This window comes from Moritella sp. 5 (assembly GCF_018219455.1).
Taxonomy (GTDB): Bacteria; Pseudomonadota; Gammaproteobacteria; order Enterobacterales; family Moritellaceae; genus Moritella.
Window position 1 is genome coordinate 1,028,221 of record NZ_CP056122.1, and the last position, 19,843, is coordinate 1,048,063.

The window sequence follows — 19,843 nt, forward strand, 5'->3', positions numbered from 1 at the left end:
TCCCTAATTTTTGCAGAGCGGACAGCTAGCTACGTCGTGCGATTTGAATAGAATAAGTGACCTAATGAGTAGAGAATAATTAAGTTGTAAAGTCATTAGCCTAGGTGTTAATCACTGCTATTTACACCTAAAAGCATGAGTGTTTATCTCATAGGCTGCTGAGTATTAAAAGAAATGCGTAATCAAAGGGGTGAGGGAAGCGTAATGCCTGTTATGGAGTGGTCTGTGGTTACTTTCTTTGTGGTATAAAAAAGCCAGAATAGTGACGAGCACATTCTGGCTTTTACTTTATCTAGACCCAAATAATTTATGCTTATTTAGGTTAGAGTCAGATTAAGTACAAGTGTGGGCTTTTTTGATGTCGCCTACATTTAATACTTTAATTGCTAAACCACCTTGTGAAGTTTCACGGTATTTAGCATTCATGTCTTTACCTGTTTCGTACATAGTTTCGATAACTTTGTCTAACGATACACAAGGCTCACTCGTACGGCGCATAGCCATACGTGAAGCGTTGATTGCTTTTACTGCTGCAATCGCGTTACGTTCGATACAAGGTACTTGTACTTGGCCACCAACAGGATCACAAGTTAGACCTAAGTTATGTTCCATGCCGATTTCAGCTGCTTCACAAACTTGAGCTGCACTTGCACCCATTAATTCAGCAAGACCTGCCGCTGCCATTGAGCAAGACACACCCACTTCACCTTGGCAACCTACTTCCGCGCCCGAGATAGATGCGTTAGTTTTGTATAGGATACCGATAGCACCTGATGCTAGGTAGAATTTAGTGTATTCATCACGTGTTAACGGACGGATGAACTTGTCATAGTATGCTAGTACTGCTGGGATGATACCTGCAGCGCCGTTTGTTGGTGCTGTTACGACGCGGCCGCCAGCAGCATTTTCTTCACTCACTGCAAGTGCAAACATGTTAACCCAATCAATGATAGTCATTGGATCAGTGTTAAAGCCATCACTTGCTTCTAGCTGACGTTTAAGGGCTGCAGCACGACGTGGTACACGTAAAGGACCCGCGAGTAAACCTTCTGTTTTACAACCGCGCTCAATAGCTTCAGCCATTGCAGTCCAAATACCAGAGAACAAGTGATGAGTTTCTTGTTCTGTACGGAATGATTTTTCATTTTCAGCCATTAGTGCGCTGATCGACAATGCATTATCTTGACAGTGTTGAACCAATTTTGCCGCACTGTTAAATGGATATTTAACGTCTGCAGTTTCACCTTGTGTTAAACCGAAGTTTTCTTCGTCAACGATGAAACCACCACCGGTAGAGTAGTAGGTTTTTTCGAATGCAACTTCACCATCGATATATGCGTGAATTTTCAAACCGTTTTCATGTAGTGCAAGTGGTTCATCGATAAAGTTCATAGCTGAAGCGGGAAAATCAACAGTATGGCATTGTAGACCGATCGTTAAACGACGTGTTTGTTCAACACGGTGGATAAACTCTGGAATTGCATCAATATCAACAGTTTCAGGTGAATTACCTGCTAAACCCATGATGATAGCAATATCAGTGTGGTGACCTTTACCAGTCAACGATAATGAACCATGCACATCCACTGTGATTTGAGTGACTTCGCGGATCTTCCCTGTCGCTCGTAGGTCGTCGATAAATTGTTTGGCAGCTTTCATTGGACCAACAGTATGAGAACTAGATGGACCAATACCAATTTTGTAGATATCGAATACACTGATCATAGTAATTCCTCAGCAGATGCTTAAGTTATATAAGCTTAAATAAATAGCGCGCTAACAGACTCTTGTTAGGCAGAAAATAGAGACTAAACTTTTTTTTAATCTCTCAAATTTTTAGGTCGTTATCATAGCGCTTTAATTGGAAAACACAACTGTCAATATAGCGGTCCGTACTGTTATTTAGAGATTGATCCCATATAACAATTCATTATGTTTCATAATTGCAGTGTAAAGTTTTGCTTTATTTATTTAGTGAAGATATTTCGAGTGCCAAGGTAATAATGACGTTAATTTATGGGGTCATTATTACCTTTAATAATTAATGGCTTAGTGAGGTTGGGGTGTTTTTCTGTTAATAATTAATAATCCAGTGATCAACTAATAATAATATAAATAACATCATTAAATGTATGATTGAGAATTTAAATGTTTGGAATGCAGTTTTACGCGTAGGGCTGAATTTTAAGCGATAAGCGTAATAAATAAAACTTATCCCTAGGATAGTAGAACCAGTTAAATAGAGTAGACCACTTAACTGGGTGAGCCAAGGTAGCCAGGTTACAGGGAGTAATAGCAGTGTATAAAGCAATATCAGAGTCTTAGTGTACTCAGCGCCGTGAGTAACGGGCAACATAGGTATCTTGGCCTTGGCGTATTCTTTCTCTTTATGGATGGCCAGTGCCCAAAAGTGTGGCGGTGTCCAAATGAAAATAATCATCACCAATAATAATGCCTGCCCAGTCACTTCTCCCGTCATTGCGGTCCAGCCAAGCAGCGGTGGTGTTGCACCAGCTAGCCCGCCAATCGCGATATTTTGTGGTGTAGCTCGCTTCAAGTACATAGTATAAATGACGGCATAACCAATCAGGCTGGCAAAGGTCAACCAAGCGGTTAACGCATTTACAAATACAAAGAGTGTTGCCATACCGATTATTGCCATACTTGTAGCAAAAAATAATGCTTTTGGTGTGCTAATGGTATTTTGTACTAATGGCCGGTGGTGGGTTCTGGTCATGATGGCGTCAATACGCTGGTCAAGAATATGATTGTATGCTGCGGCGGCGGCAGAAAGTAACCCTATGCCGATTAATGCAGGAGCTAATAAACTGAGTGAAGGTAAATCGGGTAAGGCGAGTACCATCCCGACTAAAGCGGTCAATAACAATAAGGCAACGACTTTGGGCTTCGTTAGTTGATAATATGCGCGCCAGTTTGGTGTGAGCGTTAATTTGATTGATTGCGTATTCATAACACCTCTTGCAGTTGCTGTTGGTTTAACCAAAGTAGGGTTACTAAGGTGATGAGTAGGATCGCAGCGACTAAATTATGTGCCACAGCAATGCTCAGTGGTAATTGAAAAAACACGTTTGCTATCCCCAGACTGACTTGTAAACATAAAACGATAACGAGTACTTTGGCCGTAAGGCGGATTTTTTTTTCAGGTTGTGATTTAAATAATTGATAGGCGGTTAATAGTAAAAAAATGAAGGTCACACCAGCCCAAATCCGATGAGTAACATGAATATTCATTCTGGCGATCGTATCGCGCACACCGTATTGATAAGTTTCGGCCAAAGGACTCAGGCTAAATACATCGCTAAAGTTAAAACGGCTGAGCCAGTCACCGTTGCATATTGGGAAGTCAGTGCAGACAATGGCGGCGTAATTTGAGCTTGTCCAGCCACCGAGTGCAATTTGAATGATTAATATCGGCAGGGCAATGCCGCAATATAATTGGATCCGGATCAACCGTTGCCGCTGTGTTGGTAATATAACCTTGTTATTTAGTGTTTGCGTAGCTTGGATGAGTGTCCCTTTTATATTGGATAGCCGTAATCGAAGTAATACAAGTAGTGCTAAAATACTAAACCCGCCTAATAGGTGCCCCATGACAATAATGGGTTGCAAGTTCATAGTCACTGTCCACATACCTAAAGCAGCTTGAAATAGCACTAACAAGATTAGCAAAGTCGCTAATGGAACGTGTTGTTTACGCTTGCCACAAGTGATGAAAATAAGCAGGATAAGTATGCCTAATAGTCCTGCAATATAGCGGTGGATCATTTCGTTCCATGCTTTCTCGATATGCAGTGGTTTATCAGGATAAGCTAATTGAGCTGATGCGATATCTTGTGCGTTGGCAGGGACAGAGTTAAAACCATAACAGCCCGGCCAATCAGGGCAACCAAGCCCAGCGTCGGTTAAGCGCGTATAAGCCCCTAGCGCGATCACTAGAAAGGCAAGTAGTATCGTCAGGTTGAGCAGTTTTGACATAGACAATCCTTGTATATTCGCTGACTTATCCAATTTTAGATATTTTAAGTAAGCGTTTTAAATCCTTTAATAAGCCCGCTGATACTTTTATTGCCGCCGCTCTATCTGCGGGGTATTGATAGCGCATAAAGATATTTCCATGCGGATCAACTAAATATAGTATATCCGTGGATAATTGGTTTTGGTTTATCTCACTTAATTGCAATTTTTCTAGGGCTGATATTTCAACGTGTTCGCGAGATAAGTTTGCTGGTGGTATGACGGTTACTGGGTATTTCGTTAGGTAGCGCTGTACTCTCGTTCCTTCGGCGGCCAGTAATGTATGTACTTGCTGTATTTGCCATAAACTCTGTTGGCATTGTTGTGCGCATCTATCACTTGGATTATAGAGCAGTAACCATGCTTGTGGTGGCTGTGACATGGTTAGTGGTGGTGATAAGAGTTTTCCTGTATTGGTTTTAGCCCCTTGGTACCAGTCATTAACTAGCACTAATTTAGCGATTAAAATGGGCGCTATAAATAAACCCATGATGATGAATAATGGTTTTTTCTGCATGACTAATCCTTATCTTGCATTTTCTTATATTGAGTTTGATATCTTTTTAACCAATAGCCGCTAGATAGGCTTAACGCGAATGCTAAAGTAAACCATTGGACTGCATAAGCCGTATGTTTAGCGGGAGGCATGACCGTTATCGTCCATGTTTTGATAAAGCCGATGTGCGTATCTGGATTTAGCTGTAATAGTAGTGGGTTGAGAGGTATGTTTAGCGTGGTCCGTAGTTGAGGTATATCGGTACGCTGTATAACCAAAGGCCCTTGTGTTGTAGGTGCGATATTCTCACCGAGAAGTAAAGGTGAGCCTTGCTGTGCACTTAAAGTCCCGTCTAACTGGTAATGTCCTGTCAGTTGCGGAATATCAGGTAGTAATGAACGTGACGTTGAACCAGGTAGCCAACCAAGGTTAACGAGAATAATTTGTTTATCGCTGTGAAAGGGAAGATACAAGTGATAGCCAAACTGTTTATTGTAAGTTTGATTATCTAATAATATCGGTGCTTCATTATCAAAATAACCGTATAAAGATACCTCTCTATGTAAACTACTTGCGGTTATTTGAGTGAGAGATGTGAGTGCTGGTTGGTTGATATCTAATAGCGCTTGTTTTTCTTGTGCACGGGAGACTTGCCATAACCCTAATTTTATACAAATGACAATCGCGAGTAGGCTAAACAGAAAAAAACTGATTAAGCGTTTGGAGAATTTATAGCATTGCATAGTGCTAAATAAAATCTGCATATTTAACCTTAAAAAATAACAGCTTGGATAATGTTATAAATGCCCATCTTGAGCATATAATTAAGGATAGAGATATTTTTAAAAAATGGTAGGAAAACAGACGAAAGTTGAATTTAATTAACAGCTTGCAGATGAATATCCCAGCGAGTGACGCTGGGATAGATGTGTTATCAAAATTGTAATGATTAACGTGATATTAAGGTTAACTCAATCGTGTGTTATTTTACTTGCCAAGCGATAGTTTCACCTGTTCTGATTGGCACCATTTTAGCGTCACCAAAAGGTAGCGTTTCAGGTACTTTCCATGCAGATTTTTCTAACGTGATAGTGTCAGCGTTACGTGGTAAGTTATAAAAATCAGGACCATTGAAGCTTGCGAATGCTTCTAATTTATCAAGTGCATTTTCTTGCTCAAATACTTCAGCATAAAGCTCAATTGCAGCATGTGATGTATAAGCGCCAGCACAACCACAAGCAGATTCTTTTTTATCATCGGCATGCGGTGCAGAGTCCGTACCAAGGAAAAATTTGTTGCTACCACTTGTTGCAGCTTTAACAAGTGCCGCTTGATGCGTATTACGCTTCAAGATTGGTAAGCAATAGTAGTGAGGTTTAATACCACCCACTAACATATGGTTACGGTTGAATAATAAATGGTGTGCTGTGATGGTCGCAGCAATATTGTCACTGGCATTATTTACAAATTCCACGGCATCAGCAGTGGTAATATGCTCAAGTACAATCTTTAAATTTGGAAAATCAGCAACAACGGGTTTTAATACTGTATCTAGGTAAACCTTTTCACGGTCAAAGATATCAATGTCAGCATCTGTTACTTCACCATGTAATAATAATGGCATGCCTGCATCTTGTAATGCTTGTAGTGCAGGGTAAACATTCTTAATTGATGTTACACCCGATGATGAATTTGTCGTTGCGCCAGCTGGGTAAAGCTTTGCCGCATAAACAATACCGGTTGCTTTGGCTGCGCGGATATCTTCAGCAGTTGTTTGATCGGTAAGATAGATAGTCATTAATGGACTAAATGAAGAATTCTCTGGTACGTTAGCTAAGATACGTTGACGATAGTCTTGTGCAATCTCAGCATTTGTTACTGGCGGTACAAGGTTAGGCATAATGATTGCGCGACCCATGTAACGGCTAATGTCAGCAACCGTATGTTTTAAAACATCACCATCTCGAAGGTGCAGGTGCCAGTCATCTGGGCGGGTGATTGTTAAAGTTTCCATTTGATTTCTCCATCGCTAATTTCCGCAGATTCTAAAGAGTAATGTAGGGGAAGTCAAAGACGTAGTCTTAATTGATGATAAAAGACGAAACCAAGTAAGCCTATAGTTAATTTTAGCTTACTTGGCCTCTATTATATATATGTAATTACATGCCGAAGCTAGCAGCCCATTGCATCATCAAACCACTAATATAAGCCCCGTACGTTCCTAATGCGTAACCCATTACAGCAAGTAAGATCCCCACTGGTGCTAATGATGGATGAAATGCAGCAGCAACAACAGGTGCTGATGCGGCGCCACCGACGTTAGCTTGGCTACCTACGGCCATAAAGAACAAAGGGGCACGGATCATTTTAGCGACAACAATCATTAGAATTGCATGGATTGATAACCAGATAATACCAATGAAGAAGTAACCAGGGTTTTCAAAAATAGCTGTGATATCCATATTCATACCAATGGTTGCCACCAGGATATAAATAAAGCCAGAACCCACTTTTGAGGCACCAGCATGTTCCAGCTTACGTGACATAGGCAGGCAAGATGCAATTAGTGCAAATGTTGTTACCAATACGATTAACCAAAAGAAACCTGATGTTAAGCTGTATTTTGCAAGTTCTGGTGCGTTAATCTGAATCCAAGGTGCAATTTTATCACTGAAATAATGTGCAAGACCTGTTAAACCAAAACCAACTGCAACAATTGACATTATATCTGTGGTTGTTATTGGACGTGCATTTTCTTTTTCATATTTTGTAACTGTTGCTTTTAGTTCATCAATCGCACTCGTATCAGCTTTAAGCCATTTATCCATGCGTTTTTGGTTACCTGCCATGACTAATAAAATGGCCATCCAAATGTTGGCACAGATAACATCGACAGTGATCATTGCTGAGAATAAATTATCATCAACAGTGAATACTTCTTTCATCGCAGCTTGATTTGCACCACCGCCAATCCATGAGCCGGCAACTGTCGTTAGGCCACGCCATACATCGCCACTCACAAGGTCAGGGTTTATTTGGTCAATAATAATTATCGCGATTGGACCACCAATCATGATACCGAAAGTGCCCGTTAAGAACATGATAATCGCTTTAGACCCTAGGCCCATGATCTTCTTTAAATCAGCGGATATTATCAGTAGCACTAACGCTGCCGGTAATAAATAGCGGCTAGCGACAAAGTAAAGATTCGATGAGCTTGCATCGATAATTCCAAACGTATTAAGTAGTGACGGGAGGAAATAGCATAACAAGAGGCCTGGAACGAATTTGTAAAACTTCTTCCAAAAAGGATGTTCACTTTTTTCAGTAACGAACACCGCGCCCAAAATTACTGCGAGTAAACCCATAACTACAGCATCGTTGGTAATAAGATTGATTGAATTTTCCATCTTCTTCCTTGTCAGTTTAACGTATATAAAAAGCGTAATGAATAACTAAATTACGAATTGAAATATACATTATTCACTGCTTATTGAGCAACTGGAAGAATTTGTAGTTATCTAAATTAATTTAACTGGAATTATATTTCGCCTAGTGCATACAATCTAATTGTATGCATATTAAGTGTTATTCGTATGAAAATAGCCTTGTTTGCATGAAAATGGTACGCGTCGGCGCTGTGGTTACGTGGATTGAAGTGAGATCACAAAACAGGAATTAGTAGCCTAAAGAGGTAGGTATGAGCGTCCTAAAATAAGCAGAGATAAATAGAAACAGTGTTTAACTGTGATCTAACCCTCATCACTATACTTATTTAAGTATAGTGATGAGGGTTAGATATTCGTGATAGTCAGGCTTGTTTATGATTAAACAATATAGACAAAAATGAACAGAATTATCCACACAACATCGACAAAATGCCAATACCAAGCAGACGCTTCAAAAGCAAAATGTTTACCCGGAGTAAAATGCCCGTTGATAATACGAAATAACATGACGGTAAGCATGATGACACCTAGCGTTACGTGCATGCCATGGAAGCCAGTGAGTAAATAAAAAGTATTGCCATACACACCAGAATCAAATTTTAATGACAATGCGTGGTAAGCATGTACATATTCTTCAGCTTGAAAAAATAAGAAAGTCACCCCCAAAGCAACGGTAATAGCTAGCCAGATGACTAACTTTGTACGTTGTGTTGCTATCAGGCTGTGGTGGGCAAAATGTAACGTTACCGATGAGCTAATTAGGATAATGGTGTTGATTAGCGGTAAACCATACCAAGGCATGGCTTGTGTTTCTCGTCCATCTGGTGTGATTGTTAATGGCCAGTGAGGTATGAAATCAGCCCAAATAACAGCATGAGTCATGGCATTATTACCTTCACCGCCTAACCAAGGAATAGATAGATTACGCAGGTAAAATAATACCCCGAAGAGCGCGATAAAAAACATCACTTCTGAAAAAATAAACCATAACATGCCCATTCTGAAAGAACGATCAAGCTGCTGATTGTACAGCCCGTTCATCGATTCGGTGATCACATTTCTAAACCAACTAATGAGCATAAACAGCAGTATGCCAATGCCGATTAATAAAATAGGTATCCCGCTGTTACTGCCGTTTTTATCTACTTGCTGAACTGTCGTTGCCGCACCTATGGCAATAATAAAGAGCGCGATAGCACCGACGAAAGGCCAAATACTACTTGCTGGAACATAGTAGTTTTTTGGGGCTTTGGCATATTCATTATTATCTTGCATTACAGGGCTCCTAGCGCATAGCTACTTCTGTCGGTTCATTTTTAAATAGGGTGTAGGCGAGGGTTAACGTTGATATATCGGATGGTATATTAGGGTCAATATAAAAGATCAGCGGCATCATTGCTTCTTCGTTTGCAGTTAACATCTGTTCTTGAAAACAAAAACATTCTGTTTTTACCAAATATTGCGCACCATAACCAGGGGAGATGGAAGGTACTGCACGGCCGAATGTATCTTGATCACTTTGATTCATGGCAACAAAACTAACCTGATAGCGTTCACCTGGATGTAGGTCCACGCTCCTGATTTCCGGTTTAAATGTCCAAGGTAATTGTTTATTTAAATAAGTGACAAACTCAACTTTAACCGTGCGTGATTCATCAACGCTCGTTATTGGTATTGCTGATGCTCGGCTATAATCTTTACCATTTAGTCCCGTAATATCACAAAACACATCATATAAAGGCACGAGTGCAAAACCAAAACCGAACATACCAACGACGCTGAATATTAATAGCCGTAATTGCTTTTTCATTTTAGGTGTTGTCATTATTTCACCTCGGGTGGTGTATCAAAAGTGTGATATGGTGCTGGAGATGGTACGGTCCATTCTAATCCTTCGGCACCTTCCCACGGTTTTGCTGGGGCTTTTTTACCACCGCGAATAGCCATTATCACGACAGCGACAAAGATGATTTGAGAAAGACCGAAAAGAAAACCACCAATACTGACTATCTTATTAATATCGGCAAATTGAAGTGCGTAATCTGGGATCCTACGTGGCATACCAGCAAGACCTAAGAAATGCATCGGGAAAAATAGGATATTGACGGATATGAGTGAGCACCAAAAATGCCACTTACCGAGGCTTTCATTAAACATGTAGCCCGTCCATTTAGGTAACCAGTAATATGCGGCAGCCATGATAGAGAATACGGCACCAGTCACGAGCACATAATGAAAATGCGCCACAACAAAGTAAGTATCATGGTATTGAAAATCCGCTGGGGTAATGGCCAGCATCAATCCCGAAAACCCACCGATAGTAAATAATACGATAAATGCGAGTGAAAATAACATGGGTACTTCGAAGGTAATGGAACCACGCCAGAGGGTAGCTATCCAGTTAAATATTTTCACCCCAGTTGGGACAGAAATGAGCATGGTACAATACATAAAGAACAATTCAGCGGCCAGCGGTAAACCAACGGTAAACATATGGTGAGCCCATACGGTAAAGCTAAGAATAGCAATGGATACGGTTGCATAGACCATAGAGTGGTAACCGAATAATTGCTTACGTGCAAATGCGGGAACAATCGCCGAGATGATACCAAATGATGGTAAAATCATGATATATACTTCGGGATGACCAAAGAACCAAAACACATGCTGGAATAACACTGGATCACCACCACCTGCAGCATCAAAGAAGCTGGTACCAAAGTATTTATCGGTGAGGATCATGGTGACAGCGCCTGCAAGGACTGGCATGACGGCGATTAATAAAAATGCAGTAATGAGCCAAGTCCATACGAACATTGGCATTTTCATCAGTGTCATTCCTGGTGCGCGCATATTTAAGATGGTCACGATGACGTTAATCGCGCCCATAATTGAGCTGATCCCCATTAAGTGGACTGAGAATACAAACATGGCGGTACTGTCAGGACTGTATTGAGTCGATAGTGGAGGATAGAAGGTCCAACCAAAATTAGGCCCGCCGCCTTCGGTAAATAATGACAATAGTAATAAAGAGAATGCGAAAGGTAGGATCCAAAAACTCCAGTTATTCATCCGTGGCAATGCCATATCTGGCGCACCAATCATAAGCGGTAGCATCCAGTTAGCAAGTCCTACAAAAGCAGGCATTACCGCCCCAAAGACCATAATTAAACCGTGCGACGTGGTCATTTGATTGAAAAAATTGGGTTCAATTAATTGTAAACCGGGTTGGAATAACTCAGCCCTAATGACCATTGCCATCGCTCCCCCGATGAAAAACATGGTCAAACTAAACCACAGATATAATGTACCGATATCTTTATGATTGGTTGAAAATAACCACCGTTTATACCCATGGGGGGCGCCATGGTGATCTGTTTGTATTTTTATTGCTGGCACATCCAAGATGGTTTGATCAGCATTATCTTTTAATTGTATCTCACTCATTTTTCTATCCCTTGAATTACTGATTGATACTATTTAATGCCGCATCTATTTGTGAGGGTTGTATAATATCACCGGTATTATTACCCCATGCATTGCGTTCGTAAGTGATCACTGCCGCGAGTTCTTTTTTGGTTAGTTGTTTTGCGAATGATGCCATTGCAGTACCGGAAGCGCCTTGAAGAACAACATTGATATGTTTATCTATATCACCCAGTGCGATAGGACTATTCTGTAATGCTGGGAATGCACCTGGAATACCTTGTCCAGCAACTTGGTGACAAGCGGCACAGGTCCGATTATATACCTCTTCTCCGATCTTCATCATGGTCGGCATATCCATGGTTTTCGTTAAACTTTGTTGTTCCGCTTGTAACTGCTGCTTTGCCGTGACCTGCGCTTGGGCTAACCAATCATCAAATGCTGCAGGTTCTAATGCCGTGACCACAATTGGCATAAAGCCATGGTCTTTACCGCATAATTCGGCACATTGGCCTCGGTAAGTTCCGGGTGTGTCTATTTTGGTCCAAGCCTCATTAATAAAGCCGGGGTTCGCGTCTTTTTTCACTGCAAATGCAGGCACCCACCATGAGTGAATGACATCATCAGCCGTGATTAGAAAACGGACCTTTTTATTGATTGGTAATACGAGTGGATTATCCACCTCATTTAGGTAGTGAGGTTGTTTCTCTATTTCGTTGTTGATTTCAGCTTGGCTGGTGGTTGAACGGCTATAGTACTCAAGGTCATGGTCAAAATAACGATAGTGCCACTTCCATTGTGAACCGGTGATTTGAATGGTGATATCAGCTTTAGTGGTATCTTCCATTAAGATTAGCGCTTGTGTTGATGGGATCGCCATACCAATTAAGATAACGATGGGGATCGCAGTCCAAATTATTTCAACTGTTGTACTTTCATGGAATGAGGCCGACACTGCGCCTTTGGATTTTCGATGACTATATAAGGACCAAAACATGACGCCAAACACAATGAAGGCGATGGCTATGCAAATGTACAAAATTGTCATATGTAAACTGTATACGGTATTACTTATCCCTGTGACCCCCTCAGTCATATTTATATTTGACTGCTGAGCAAATAATGGTGTTGAAACTATCCCTAGCATAAATGTGTTTATTATTTTTTTTGGTTTGAATAAGCGCACATAACCTCCCTCAAAATTATCCATAACGATATAGATTAGATAATGAGTGAATTGTGTTAATTCGCTGCTACAGCCCTAAGCATCTAACAATCCACTGTTATTTGCCAAAGTATAGTTACGGAAATGTTAAATGTGTGACTTTGTTTCTCAGATAATGTTGTTTCTATCTTTTTTTATGCCTCAAAGGTGATTACTTCAAATGATTGTTTTAGCGCTGTAATTTGTTTCTGCAATTTAGCAATGTGATTAGAGACTGAGCACGATAGGTCCAGCTTGTCTTGTTCTTTAACGCTGTCTAAGCGCATCACTTTTAGCTTGATGATTTGTGTATCGGTCATGAGATTATCAATATGCTGAATCATTTCTGGATTAGGGTATTTCTCTTTGAGTAATTCTAGCTGATTCGAAAAGTCTAAAAAGATACGTTCAATTTCGATAATAGTCATAGCAACCCCTAAATATTATTGTTGATGATTCAAAGAAAATTAATGTGAACAGCTTAAAAGTTATTATAGTGTAAATTCCAATCTTTAACGTTGAGACCTAAATACGAGCTGTTTGATACCTTGCGGCGATTGCTTTAATTTAAGGTAAGGAGAGAGGTGAGTACTTGGTGATGGAATTGATTAACGCGATAAAGGGATGGCGAGTAATTAACCAAACTCAAGATTGAAAACAATAAATTTCCTGTTTTTCATCTTATTTATCCATAAAAATCATTTTTATTCTTGAATTCTGACTTTTCATCCATACATTATAAGCAAATAAAAATATTAAAGCGTTATTTAGAGTCGCAATGCTCGATTTTATTCTTGCTGCTAGTTATAATATCGCGTCATAAATTTCCAGTTGGAAATGTTAATAAATTCATTAGAGGTATCTAAATGCAAGTTTCTGTAGAAACGACTCAAGGCCTAGAGCGCCGTTTAACTATCACAGTTCCAGCTGCAACAGTTAGCAAAGAAATCGAAAACCGTTTACGTGGTTTAGCAAAAACTCAACGTATCGACGGTTTCCGTCCAGGTAAAGTACCAGCTAAAGTAATCAAAAAACGTTTTGGTGCTGCTGTAGCTGAAGAAGTTGCTGGTGAAATTATGCAACGTAACTTCTACGAAGCAATCGTAGCTGAAAAATTAAACTTAGCTGGCGCACCAACACTAGAGCCTGCACAAGTTAAAGAAGGCGAAGACTTCTCTTTCACTGCAACGCTTGAAGTTTACCCTGAGTTTGAAGTTTCTGGTATCGAAGCAATCGAAATCGAAAAATCAGTATCTTCAGTAACAGACGCTGATGTTGATGGCATGATCGAAACTTTACGTAAGCAACACGCTGAGTGGGTTACTGCTGATCGCGCTGCTGAAGCTAACGACCAAGTTAAAGTTAACTTCAACGGTAGCATCGACGGTGAAGAATTCGAAGGCGGCAAAGCTGAAGACTTCACACTAGCTATGGGCCAAGGTCGTATGATCCCTGGTTTCGAAGAAGGCATCGTAGGTAAATCTGCAGGCGAAGAGTTCACTGTTGAAGTAACTTTCCCTGAAGAATACCATGCAGAAAACCTAAAAGGTAAAACTGCAAGCTTCGCTATCACACTAAACGCTGTTGAAGCACAAGAGTTACCAGAAATTAACGCTGAATTTGTTGGTAAATTCGGTGTTGAAGACGGTACGCTTGAGTCTCTAAAAACTGAGATCAGCAAAAACATGAGCCGTGAACTTGAGCAAGCTATCAAAGCTGATACAAAAACTAAAGTTCTTGACGCACTAGTTGAAACAAATGACATCGAAATTCCTGCTGCATTAATTAAGCAAGAAATCGTTACATTACGTCAACAAGCTATGCAACGTTTTGGCCAAATGGCACCACAAAACGCACCAGAACTTCCTGATGAACTATTCACAGAGCAAGCTAGCCGTCGTGTTAAAATCGGTCTAGTTCTTGGTGAATTCATCAAAGTAAACGAAATCACAGCTGATGACGCACGTGTTCAAGACATGATCGCATCTATGGCTTCTGCATACGAAGATCCAGCTGAAGTTATCGCACACTACAAAGACAACGACCAAGCTTTAGAAAACGTTCGTAATGTAGCTGTTGAAGACCAAGCTATTGATTTAGTTTTAGAAAAAGCAAATGTAACAGAAAAAGAAGTTGCGTTTGAAGAGCTAATGAATAAAGCGACTCAAAACGCATAATTGTTTATTAGATTGAACAAAATACGTAATTAAGCGCTATAATGGCTCGAGTGGGGGGTATTTCACTTGGGCCATTTTTATTTAGGGATGATAATATGTCACAATTCTTTAATAATATCACAGAGTCGCCGTCAAACGCATTAGTACCTATGGTTGTTGAACAAACAGCTAAAGGTGAGCGTTCTTATGACATTTATTCTCGACTTTTAAAAGACCGTGTAATATTTTTGACTGGCCAGGTCGAAGATCATATGGCGAACCTTGTTGTTGCACAGTTACTTTTCTTAGAATCAGAAAACCCAGATAAAGATATTTTCCTTTATATTAATTCTCCAGGTGGTTCTGTTAGTGCTGGCATGTCAATTTATGACACCATGCAATTTATTAAGCCAAACGTGTCTACGATTTGTATGGGCATGGCTGCGAGTATGGGAGCTTTCCTACTTGCAGGTGGTGAAAAAGGTAAGCGTCACGCATTACCGAATGCTAAAATCATGATCCACCAACCTTTAGGTGGTTATCAAGGCCAAGCATCTGATATTGAAATTCACGCGAATGAAATTATTAAAACTAAGCGTAAATTAAATGAAATATTAGCTGAACATACTGGTCAAGAGTATGATCGCCTTGCTACAGATACGGATCGTGATAATTTCATGACGTCAGCTGAAGCGTTGGATTATGGCCTGATTGATTCAGTAATAACAAAACGTGATTAAGTAATTTTTGACAGGTCGATTGTCTTTTAGCCATAATGAAGATTAGGCATTGGGCTTTTACCTGTAATATGAGGTTATCGAATGACAGAAACAAAAAGTGGGGATAACGGCAAATTACTCTATTGTTCTTTTTGTGGCAAAAGCCAACATGAAGTACGTAAGTTAATTGCCGGCCCATCTGTCTACATTTGTGATGAATGTGTTGATCTTTGTAACGATATTATTCGTGAAGAGATTAAAGAAATTGCACCAAAACGTGAAGGTGATGAATTACCTACACCGCATCAAATTCGTGGCAAGCTCGATGATTATGTCATTGGTCAAGAGCATGCTAAGAAAGTGTTAGCTGTTGCGGTATACAATCACTATAAGCGTTTACGCAATGGCGATACATCAAATGGTGTAGAACTAGGTAAAAGTAATATCCTGTTAATTGGTCCAACTGGTAGTGGTAAAACATTATTGGCTGAAACACTAGCACGTATTCTTGATGTACCTTTTACTATGGCTGATGCAACAACATTAACTGAAGCAGGTTATGTTGGTGAAGATGTTGAAAATATTATTCAGAAATTATTGCAAAAATGCGATTATGATGTAGAAAAAGCCCAACGTGGTATTGTCTATATCGATGAAATTGATAAAATTTCGCGTAAATCTGATAATCCATCTATCACTCGTGACGTATCGGGTGAAGGTGTTCAGCAAGCATTATTAAAACTGATTGAAGGGACTGTTGCTTCAGTACCGCCACAAGGTGGTCGTAAGCATCCTCAACAAGAGTTTTTACAAGTAGATACATCTAAGATCTTATTCATCTGTGGTGGTGCATTTGCTGGTTTAGATAAAGTTATTGAAATGCGTACTAACACTAATAGTGGTATTGGTTTTACAGCTGAAGTGAAAGGTGAAGCTGAGAAAGCAACTTTATCTGAAGTCTTCGCTAAAGTTGAACCACAAGATTTGGTTAAATTCGGTCTTATCCCTGAGTTTATCGGTCGTTTACCTGTGACTGCGACATTAACAGAACTTGATGAAAGTGCATTAATTCAGATCTTAACAGAACCGAAAAATGCACTGACTAAACAGTATGCTGCACTATTCGATTTAGAAGGTGTTGATCTAGAGTTCCGTGAAGATGCGCTGATTGCAATTGCAAAAAAAGCGATGTCTCGAAATACGGGTGCTCGTGGCTTACGTTCAATCGTAGAAGCCATTTTACTGGATACTATGTATGATCTACCTTCTGTTGAAGATGTTAGCAAAGTTGTGATTGATGAATCTGTAATTAATGCAGAATCAGCACCAATTTTGATTTATGAAAATACAGAGAACAAGGCTGTGTCAGCAGATTAGTGTTAGATTTTTAAACACTTAATATTAAAAAGGGGCTCAATGCCCCTTTTTTTATATTATTTTTCATATTTTTAGCCCCTAGCATTGATTGTTGAGTAATAACCCCTATATATTCAATATTAGCCCTTAGTCCAGTTTTATAAGTGAGGACAAGATGAGTTTTGAGCGTACGGAACGCGTAGATATACCTGTATTGCCATTGCGTGATGTTGTGGTTTATCCCCACATGGTAATCCCTTTGTTTATTGGCCGAGAAAAGTCAATTCGTTGTCTTGAAGCCGCAATGGATACAGATAAGCAAATATTCTTAGTTGCACAAAAAGATGCAGCTCAAGATGATCCCCAAGTTGATGATCTGAATAGCGTGGGTACAGTCGCTAATATTTTACAAATGTTAAAATTGCCTGATGGTACGGTTAAAGTATTGGTTGAAGGCACACAAAGAGCAAAATTAAATAGCTTGAGTGATAGCGATGATTACTTCCAAGCCGAGATTGAATATATTATCTCTGAATCAGTATCTGATGAAGAAGAAGATGTACTTATTCGATCTGCAATTGGCCAGTTTGAAGGTTATATCAAATTAAACAAAAAGATCCCTGCTGAAGTTTTAACTTCAGTGACGGCGATCGATGAAGCTGCGCGTCTTGCTGATACAATGGCTGCTCACATGCCATTAAAATTAGAAGACAAGCAAGTGGTATTAGAGTTAAGTAACGTTGCAGAACGTCTTGAGTTCTTAATGGCACAGATGGAATCTGAAATCGACCTATTACACGTTGAAAAGAAAATTCGTACACGTGTTAAAAAGCAGATGGAAAAAAGCCAACGCGAATATTATTTGAATGAGCAAATGAAAGCTATTCAAAAAGAGCTTGGTGAGTCTGAAGATGGTACTGATGAATTTGAACAATTGGCTGATAAAATTGAGCAAGCGCAGATGCCTGCTGAACCTAAAGCTAAAACCATCGCTGAATTAAATAAATTAAAAATGATGTCACCTATGTCTGCAGAAGCAACTGTAGTACGTAGTTATATCGATTGGATGATTTCAGTTCCTTGGAAGAAACGTTCAAAAGTTAAAAAAGACATTGGCAAAGCGTTAGAAGTTCTCGATGCAGACCATTATGGTTTGGATAAAGTAAAAGAACGTATTTTAGAATATCTAGCAGTACAAAGCCGAGTTAATAAACTCAAAGGTCCAATTCTTTGTCTTGTCGGTCCTCCAGGCGTAGGTAAAACTTCGTTAGGTCAATCGATTGCGAAAGCAACAGGACGTAAGTATGTTCGTATGGCACTGGGTGGCGTACGTGATGAAGCGGAAATTCGTGGGCATCGTCGTACTTATATTGGCTCTATGCCGGGTAAACTTATCCAGAAAATGGCGAAAGTTGAAGTGCGCAATCCATTATTCTTATTAGATGAAATTGATAAGATGGCATCGGATATGCGTGGTGACCCAGCGTCGGCATTGTTGGAAGTACTCGACCCTGAACAAAATACAACGTTTAATGATCACTACCTAGAAGTTGATTACGATCTGTCTGATGTAATGTTTGTTGCGACATCTAATTCGATGAACATTCCAGGTCCGCTACTTGACCGTATGGAAGTGATTCGTTTATCGGGTTATACCGAAGATGAAAAGCTGAATATTGCTAAACAGCATTTACTGGACAAGCAAATAGAGCGAAATGGTTTAAAATCAAAAGAAATTACCATTGAAGATAGTGCGATAATGGGTATTATCCGTTATTACACTCGCGAAGCGGGCGTACGTTCACTTGAGCGTGAAATTTCAAAACTATGCCGTAAAGCAGTGAAGCAAATATTGCTGAACAAATCACTTAAATCAGTGACGATCAATCAAGATAATTTGTCTGAATATTTAGGCGTACAACGCTTTGATTTTGGCAAATCTGAAGGTGAAAGTCGTATTGGTCAAGTAACTGGTCTAGCATGGACAGAAGTCGGTGGTGATTTATTGACTATCGAAACCACATCTGTTCCAGGTAAAGGTAAGTTGAACTATACTGGCTCACTGGGTGAAGTGATGCAAGAGTCTATCCAAGCTGCGATGACGGTTGTTCGCTCTCGAGCGGATAAGTTACGCATCAATGGCGACTTTTATGAAAAACGTGATATTCATGTGCATGTTCCTGAAGGTGCAACACCAAAAGACGGTCCAAGTGCGGGTATTGCTATGTGCACTGCGCTTGTGTCTAGCTTAACGGGTAACCCTGTCCGTGCAAACGTTGCAATGACTGGTGAGATCACGTTAAGAGGTGAAGTATTACCCATTGGTGGCTTGAAAGAGAAGCTACTCGCAGCACATCGTGGTGGTATTAAGCGTGTCTTGATTCCAAAAGAAAATGAACGTGATTTAGAAGAGATCCCTGCCAATGTAATTGGCGATCTTGAGATTCATCCTGTTCGTTGGATTGAGGAAGTACTAGAGCTTGCGCTAGAGAATAGTCCCGCTGGTTTTGAAGTTGTATCAAAATAGTGATTGCTTTAGGTTAGAGTGTTTATCCAGACTTGAATAGTCACTCTAACCTTGTTATAAAAGCAATTAACGTTAGGCATATTTATGTTCGATTATATAAATAACTAAGATTAGGGGAAGAAAGTGAATAAAGCTCAACTGATAGATTATGTTGCCGCTAAAGCTGATATTTCTAAAGCTGCTGCTGGCCGTGCTATTGATGCAATGATCGAATCTGTAACAGAAACACTAGAAAAAGATGAATCTGTTACTTTAGTGGGTTTTGGTACTTTTAGTGTACGAGATCGTGCTGCACGAATTGGTCGTAATCCACAAACCGGCGCAGAGATTCAAATCGCAGCATCTAAACTACCCGTATTCAAAGCTGGGAAGTTATTAAAAGACGCGTTGAAATCTTAAGCTATTGATTTTAATTTTTGAGTAAAGGCGTTCCGTGAGGTGCGTTTTTATTGTTATTTACTGTATTGCAGTTTAG

General features: G+C 39.9%; 17 protein-coding genes. 5 read left to right on the forward strand and 12 right to left on the reverse strand.

What is annotated here, in order from left to right; genetic code table 11:
• Positions 1 to 333: 333 nt before the first annotated feature.
• The 12 genes from HWV01_RS04715 to HWV01_RS04770 all read right to left on the reverse strand — a co-directional run bounded on the left by HWV01_RS04715 (position 334) and on the right by HWV01_RS04770 (position 13,038).
• Positions 334 to 1,725 (reverse strand): L-serine ammonia-lyase, encoded by a 1,392-nt coding sequence (locus tag HWV01_RS04715; protein ID WP_211674299.1) that lies wholly within the window; start codon positions 1,723 to 1,725, stop codon positions 334 to 336.
• A 349-nt stretch (positions 1,726 to 2,074) separates the two neighbouring features.
• Positions 2,075 to 2,971 carry a heme o synthase gene (gene cyoE, locus HWV01_RS04720; protein WP_211674300.1) on the reverse strand — a complete coding sequence of 299 codons (897 nt, stop codon included), beginning with the start codon at positions 2,969 to 2,971 and terminating at the stop codon, positions 2,075 to 2,077.
• Positions 2,968 to 3,996 carry a heme A synthase gene (locus HWV01_RS04725; protein WP_211674301.1) on the reverse strand — a complete coding sequence of 343 codons (1,029 nt, stop codon included), beginning with the start codon at positions 3,994 to 3,996 and terminating at the stop codon, positions 2,968 to 2,970. Before HWV01_RS04725 ends, cyoE begins: the two co-directional genes overlap by 4 nt.
• A gap of 25 nt (positions 3,997 to 4,021) precedes the next feature.
• Complete coding sequence (locus HWV01_RS04730; RefSeq protein ID WP_211674302.1) at positions 4,022 to 4,552, reverse strand: hypothetical protein; 531 nt, start codon at positions 4,550 to 4,552, stop codon at positions 4,022 to 4,024.
• Between the two features lie 2 nt (positions 4,553 to 4,554).
• Positions 4,555 to 5,295 (reverse strand): SURF1 family protein, encoded by a 741-nt coding sequence (locus HWV01_RS04735; protein WP_211674303.1) that lies wholly within the window; start codon positions 5,293 to 5,295, stop codon positions 4,555 to 4,557.
• 218 nt (positions 5,296 to 5,513) lie between these two features.
• Positions 5,514 to 6,545, reverse strand: a complete 1,032-nt coding sequence (gene pyrC / locus HWV01_RS04740) for a dihydroorotase (protein WP_211674304.1) — start codon at positions 6,543 to 6,545, stop codon at positions 5,514 to 5,516.
• Between the two features lie 145 nt (positions 6,546 to 6,690).
• A complete protein-coding gene (locus HWV01_RS04745; protein WP_211674305.1) occupies positions 6,691 to 7,941 on the reverse strand; it encodes a DUF819 domain-containing protein in 1,251 nt (416 codons plus the stop codon).
• 417 nt (positions 7,942 to 8,358) lie between these two features.
• A complete protein-coding gene (locus tag HWV01_RS04750) occupies positions 8,359 to 9,255 on the reverse strand; it encodes a cytochrome c oxidase subunit 3 (RefSeq protein ID WP_211674306.1) in 897 nt (298 codons plus the stop codon).
• 10 nt (positions 9,256 to 9,265) lie between these two features.
• A complete protein-coding gene (locus HWV01_RS04755) occupies positions 9,266 to 9,805 on the reverse strand; it encodes a cytochrome c oxidase assembly protein (protein WP_211674307.1) in 540 nt (179 codons plus the stop codon).
• Positions 9,805 to 11,427 (reverse strand): cytochrome c oxidase subunit I, encoded by a 1,623-nt coding sequence (ctaD, locus tag HWV01_RS04760; RefSeq protein ID WP_249185444.1) that lies wholly within the window; start codon positions 11,425 to 11,427, stop codon positions 9,805 to 9,807. The genes HWV01_RS04755 and ctaD overlap by 1 nt, the downstream gene beginning before the upstream one ends.
• Before the next feature lie 16 nt (positions 11,428 to 11,443).
• Positions 11,444 to 12,616: a cytochrome c oxidase subunit II gene (gene coxB, locus HWV01_RS04765; RefSeq protein WP_211674308.1), complete on the reverse strand. Its 1,173-nt coding sequence runs from the start codon at positions 12,614 to 12,616 to the stop codon at positions 11,444 to 11,446.
• A 149-nt stretch (positions 12,617 to 12,765) separates the two neighbouring features.
• Positions 12,766 to 13,038, reverse strand: a complete 273-nt coding sequence (locus HWV01_RS04770) for a hypothetical protein (protein ID WP_211674309.1) — start codon at positions 13,036 to 13,038, stop codon at positions 12,766 to 12,768.
• Between the two features lie 438 nt (positions 13,039 to 13,476).
• Between HWV01_RS04770 and tig the strand changes: the two genes are divergently transcribed.
• The 5 genes from tig (at position 13,477) to HWV01_RS04795 (ending at position 19,767) form a co-directional block, all read left to right on the forward strand.
• Positions 13,477 to 14,787 (forward strand): trigger factor, encoded by a 1,311-nt coding sequence (tig, locus tag HWV01_RS04775; protein WP_211674310.1) that lies wholly within the window; start codon positions 13,477 to 13,479, stop codon positions 14,785 to 14,787.
• A gap of 95 nt (positions 14,788 to 14,882) precedes the next feature.
• Positions 14,883 to 15,506 carry an ATP-dependent Clp endopeptidase proteolytic subunit ClpP gene (clpP, locus tag HWV01_RS04780; protein ID WP_211674311.1) on the forward strand — a complete coding sequence of 208 codons (624 nt, stop codon included), beginning with the start codon at positions 14,883 to 14,885 and terminating at the stop codon, positions 15,504 to 15,506.
• Positions 15,507 to 15,587: 81 nt separating this feature from the next.
• Positions 15,588 to 16,862 (forward strand): ATP-dependent protease ATP-binding subunit ClpX, encoded by a 1,275-nt coding sequence (gene clpX, locus HWV01_RS04785; protein ID WP_211674312.1) that lies wholly within the window; start codon positions 15,588 to 15,590, stop codon positions 16,860 to 16,862.
• 154 nt (positions 16,863 to 17,016) lie between these two features.
• A complete protein-coding gene (lon, locus tag HWV01_RS04790; RefSeq protein WP_211674313.1) occupies positions 17,017 to 19,368 on the forward strand; it encodes an endopeptidase La in 2,352 nt (783 codons plus the stop codon).
• A gap of 123 nt (positions 19,369 to 19,491) precedes the next feature.
• A complete protein-coding gene (locus tag HWV01_RS04795) occupies positions 19,492 to 19,767 on the forward strand; it encodes an HU family DNA-binding protein (protein ID WP_211674314.1) in 276 nt (91 codons plus the stop codon).
• Positions 19,768 to 19,843: the final 76 nt, after the last annotated feature.

Bases quoted from the DNA above. Each gene is read 5' to 3' on its own strand.
- ctaD (WP_249185444.1), bottom strand. From the start codon at position 11,427: ATGAGTGAGATACAATTAAAAGATAATGCTGATCAAACCATCTTGGAT.
- HWV01_RS04770 (WP_211674309.1), bottom strand. From the start codon at position 13,038: ATGACTATTATCGAAATTGAACGTATCTTTTTAGACTTTTCGAATCAG.
- HWV01_RS04730 (WP_211674302.1), bottom strand. From the start codon at position 4,552: ATGCAGAAAAAACCATTATTCATCATCATGGGTTTATTTATAGCGCCC.
- tig (WP_211674310.1), top strand. From the start codon at position 13,477: ATGCAAGTTTCTGTAGAAACGACTCAAGGCCTAGAGCGCCGTTTAACT.
- coxB (WP_211674308.1), bottom strand. From the start codon at position 12,616: ATGGATAATTTTGAGGGAGGTTATGTGCGCTTATTCAAACCAAAAAAA.
- HWV01_RS04750 (WP_211674306.1), bottom strand. From the start codon at position 9,255: ATGCAAGATAATAATGAATATGCCAAAGCCCCAAAAAACTACTATGTT.
- clpP (WP_211674311.1), top strand. From the start codon at position 14,883: ATGTCACAATTCTTTAATAATATCACAGAGTCGCCGTCAAACGCATTA.
- HWV01_RS04725 (WP_211674301.1), bottom strand. From the start codon at position 3,996: ATGTCAAAACTGCTCAACCTGACGATACTACTTGCCTTTCTAGTGATC.
- HWV01_RS04755 (WP_211674307.1), bottom strand. From the start codon at position 9,805: ATGACAACACCTAAAATGAAAAAGCAATTACGGCTATTAATATTCAGC.
- lon (WP_211674313.1), top strand. From the start codon at position 17,017: ATGAGTTTTGAGCGTACGGAACGCGTAGATATACCTGTATTGCCATTG.
- cyoE (WP_211674300.1), bottom strand. From the start codon at position 2,971: ATGAATACGCAATCAATCAAATTAACGCTCACACCAAACTGGCGCGCA.
- HWV01_RS04735 (WP_211674303.1), bottom strand. From the start codon at position 5,295: ATGCAGATTTTATTTAGCACTATGCAATGCTATAAATTCTCCAAACGC.
- HWV01_RS04745 (WP_211674305.1), bottom strand. From the start codon at position 7,941: ATGGAAAATTCAATCAATCTTATTACCAACGATGCTGTAGTTATGGGT.
- clpX (WP_211674312.1), top strand. From the start codon at position 15,588: ATGACAGAAACAAAAAGTGGGGATAACGGCAAATTACTCTATTGTTCT.
- HWV01_RS04715 (WP_211674299.1), bottom strand. From the start codon at position 1,725: ATGATCAGTGTATTCGATATCTACAAAATTGGTATTGGTCCATCTAGT.
- pyrC (WP_211674304.1), bottom strand. From the start codon at position 6,545: ATGGAAACTTTAACAATCACCCGCCCAGATGACTGGCACCTGCACCTT.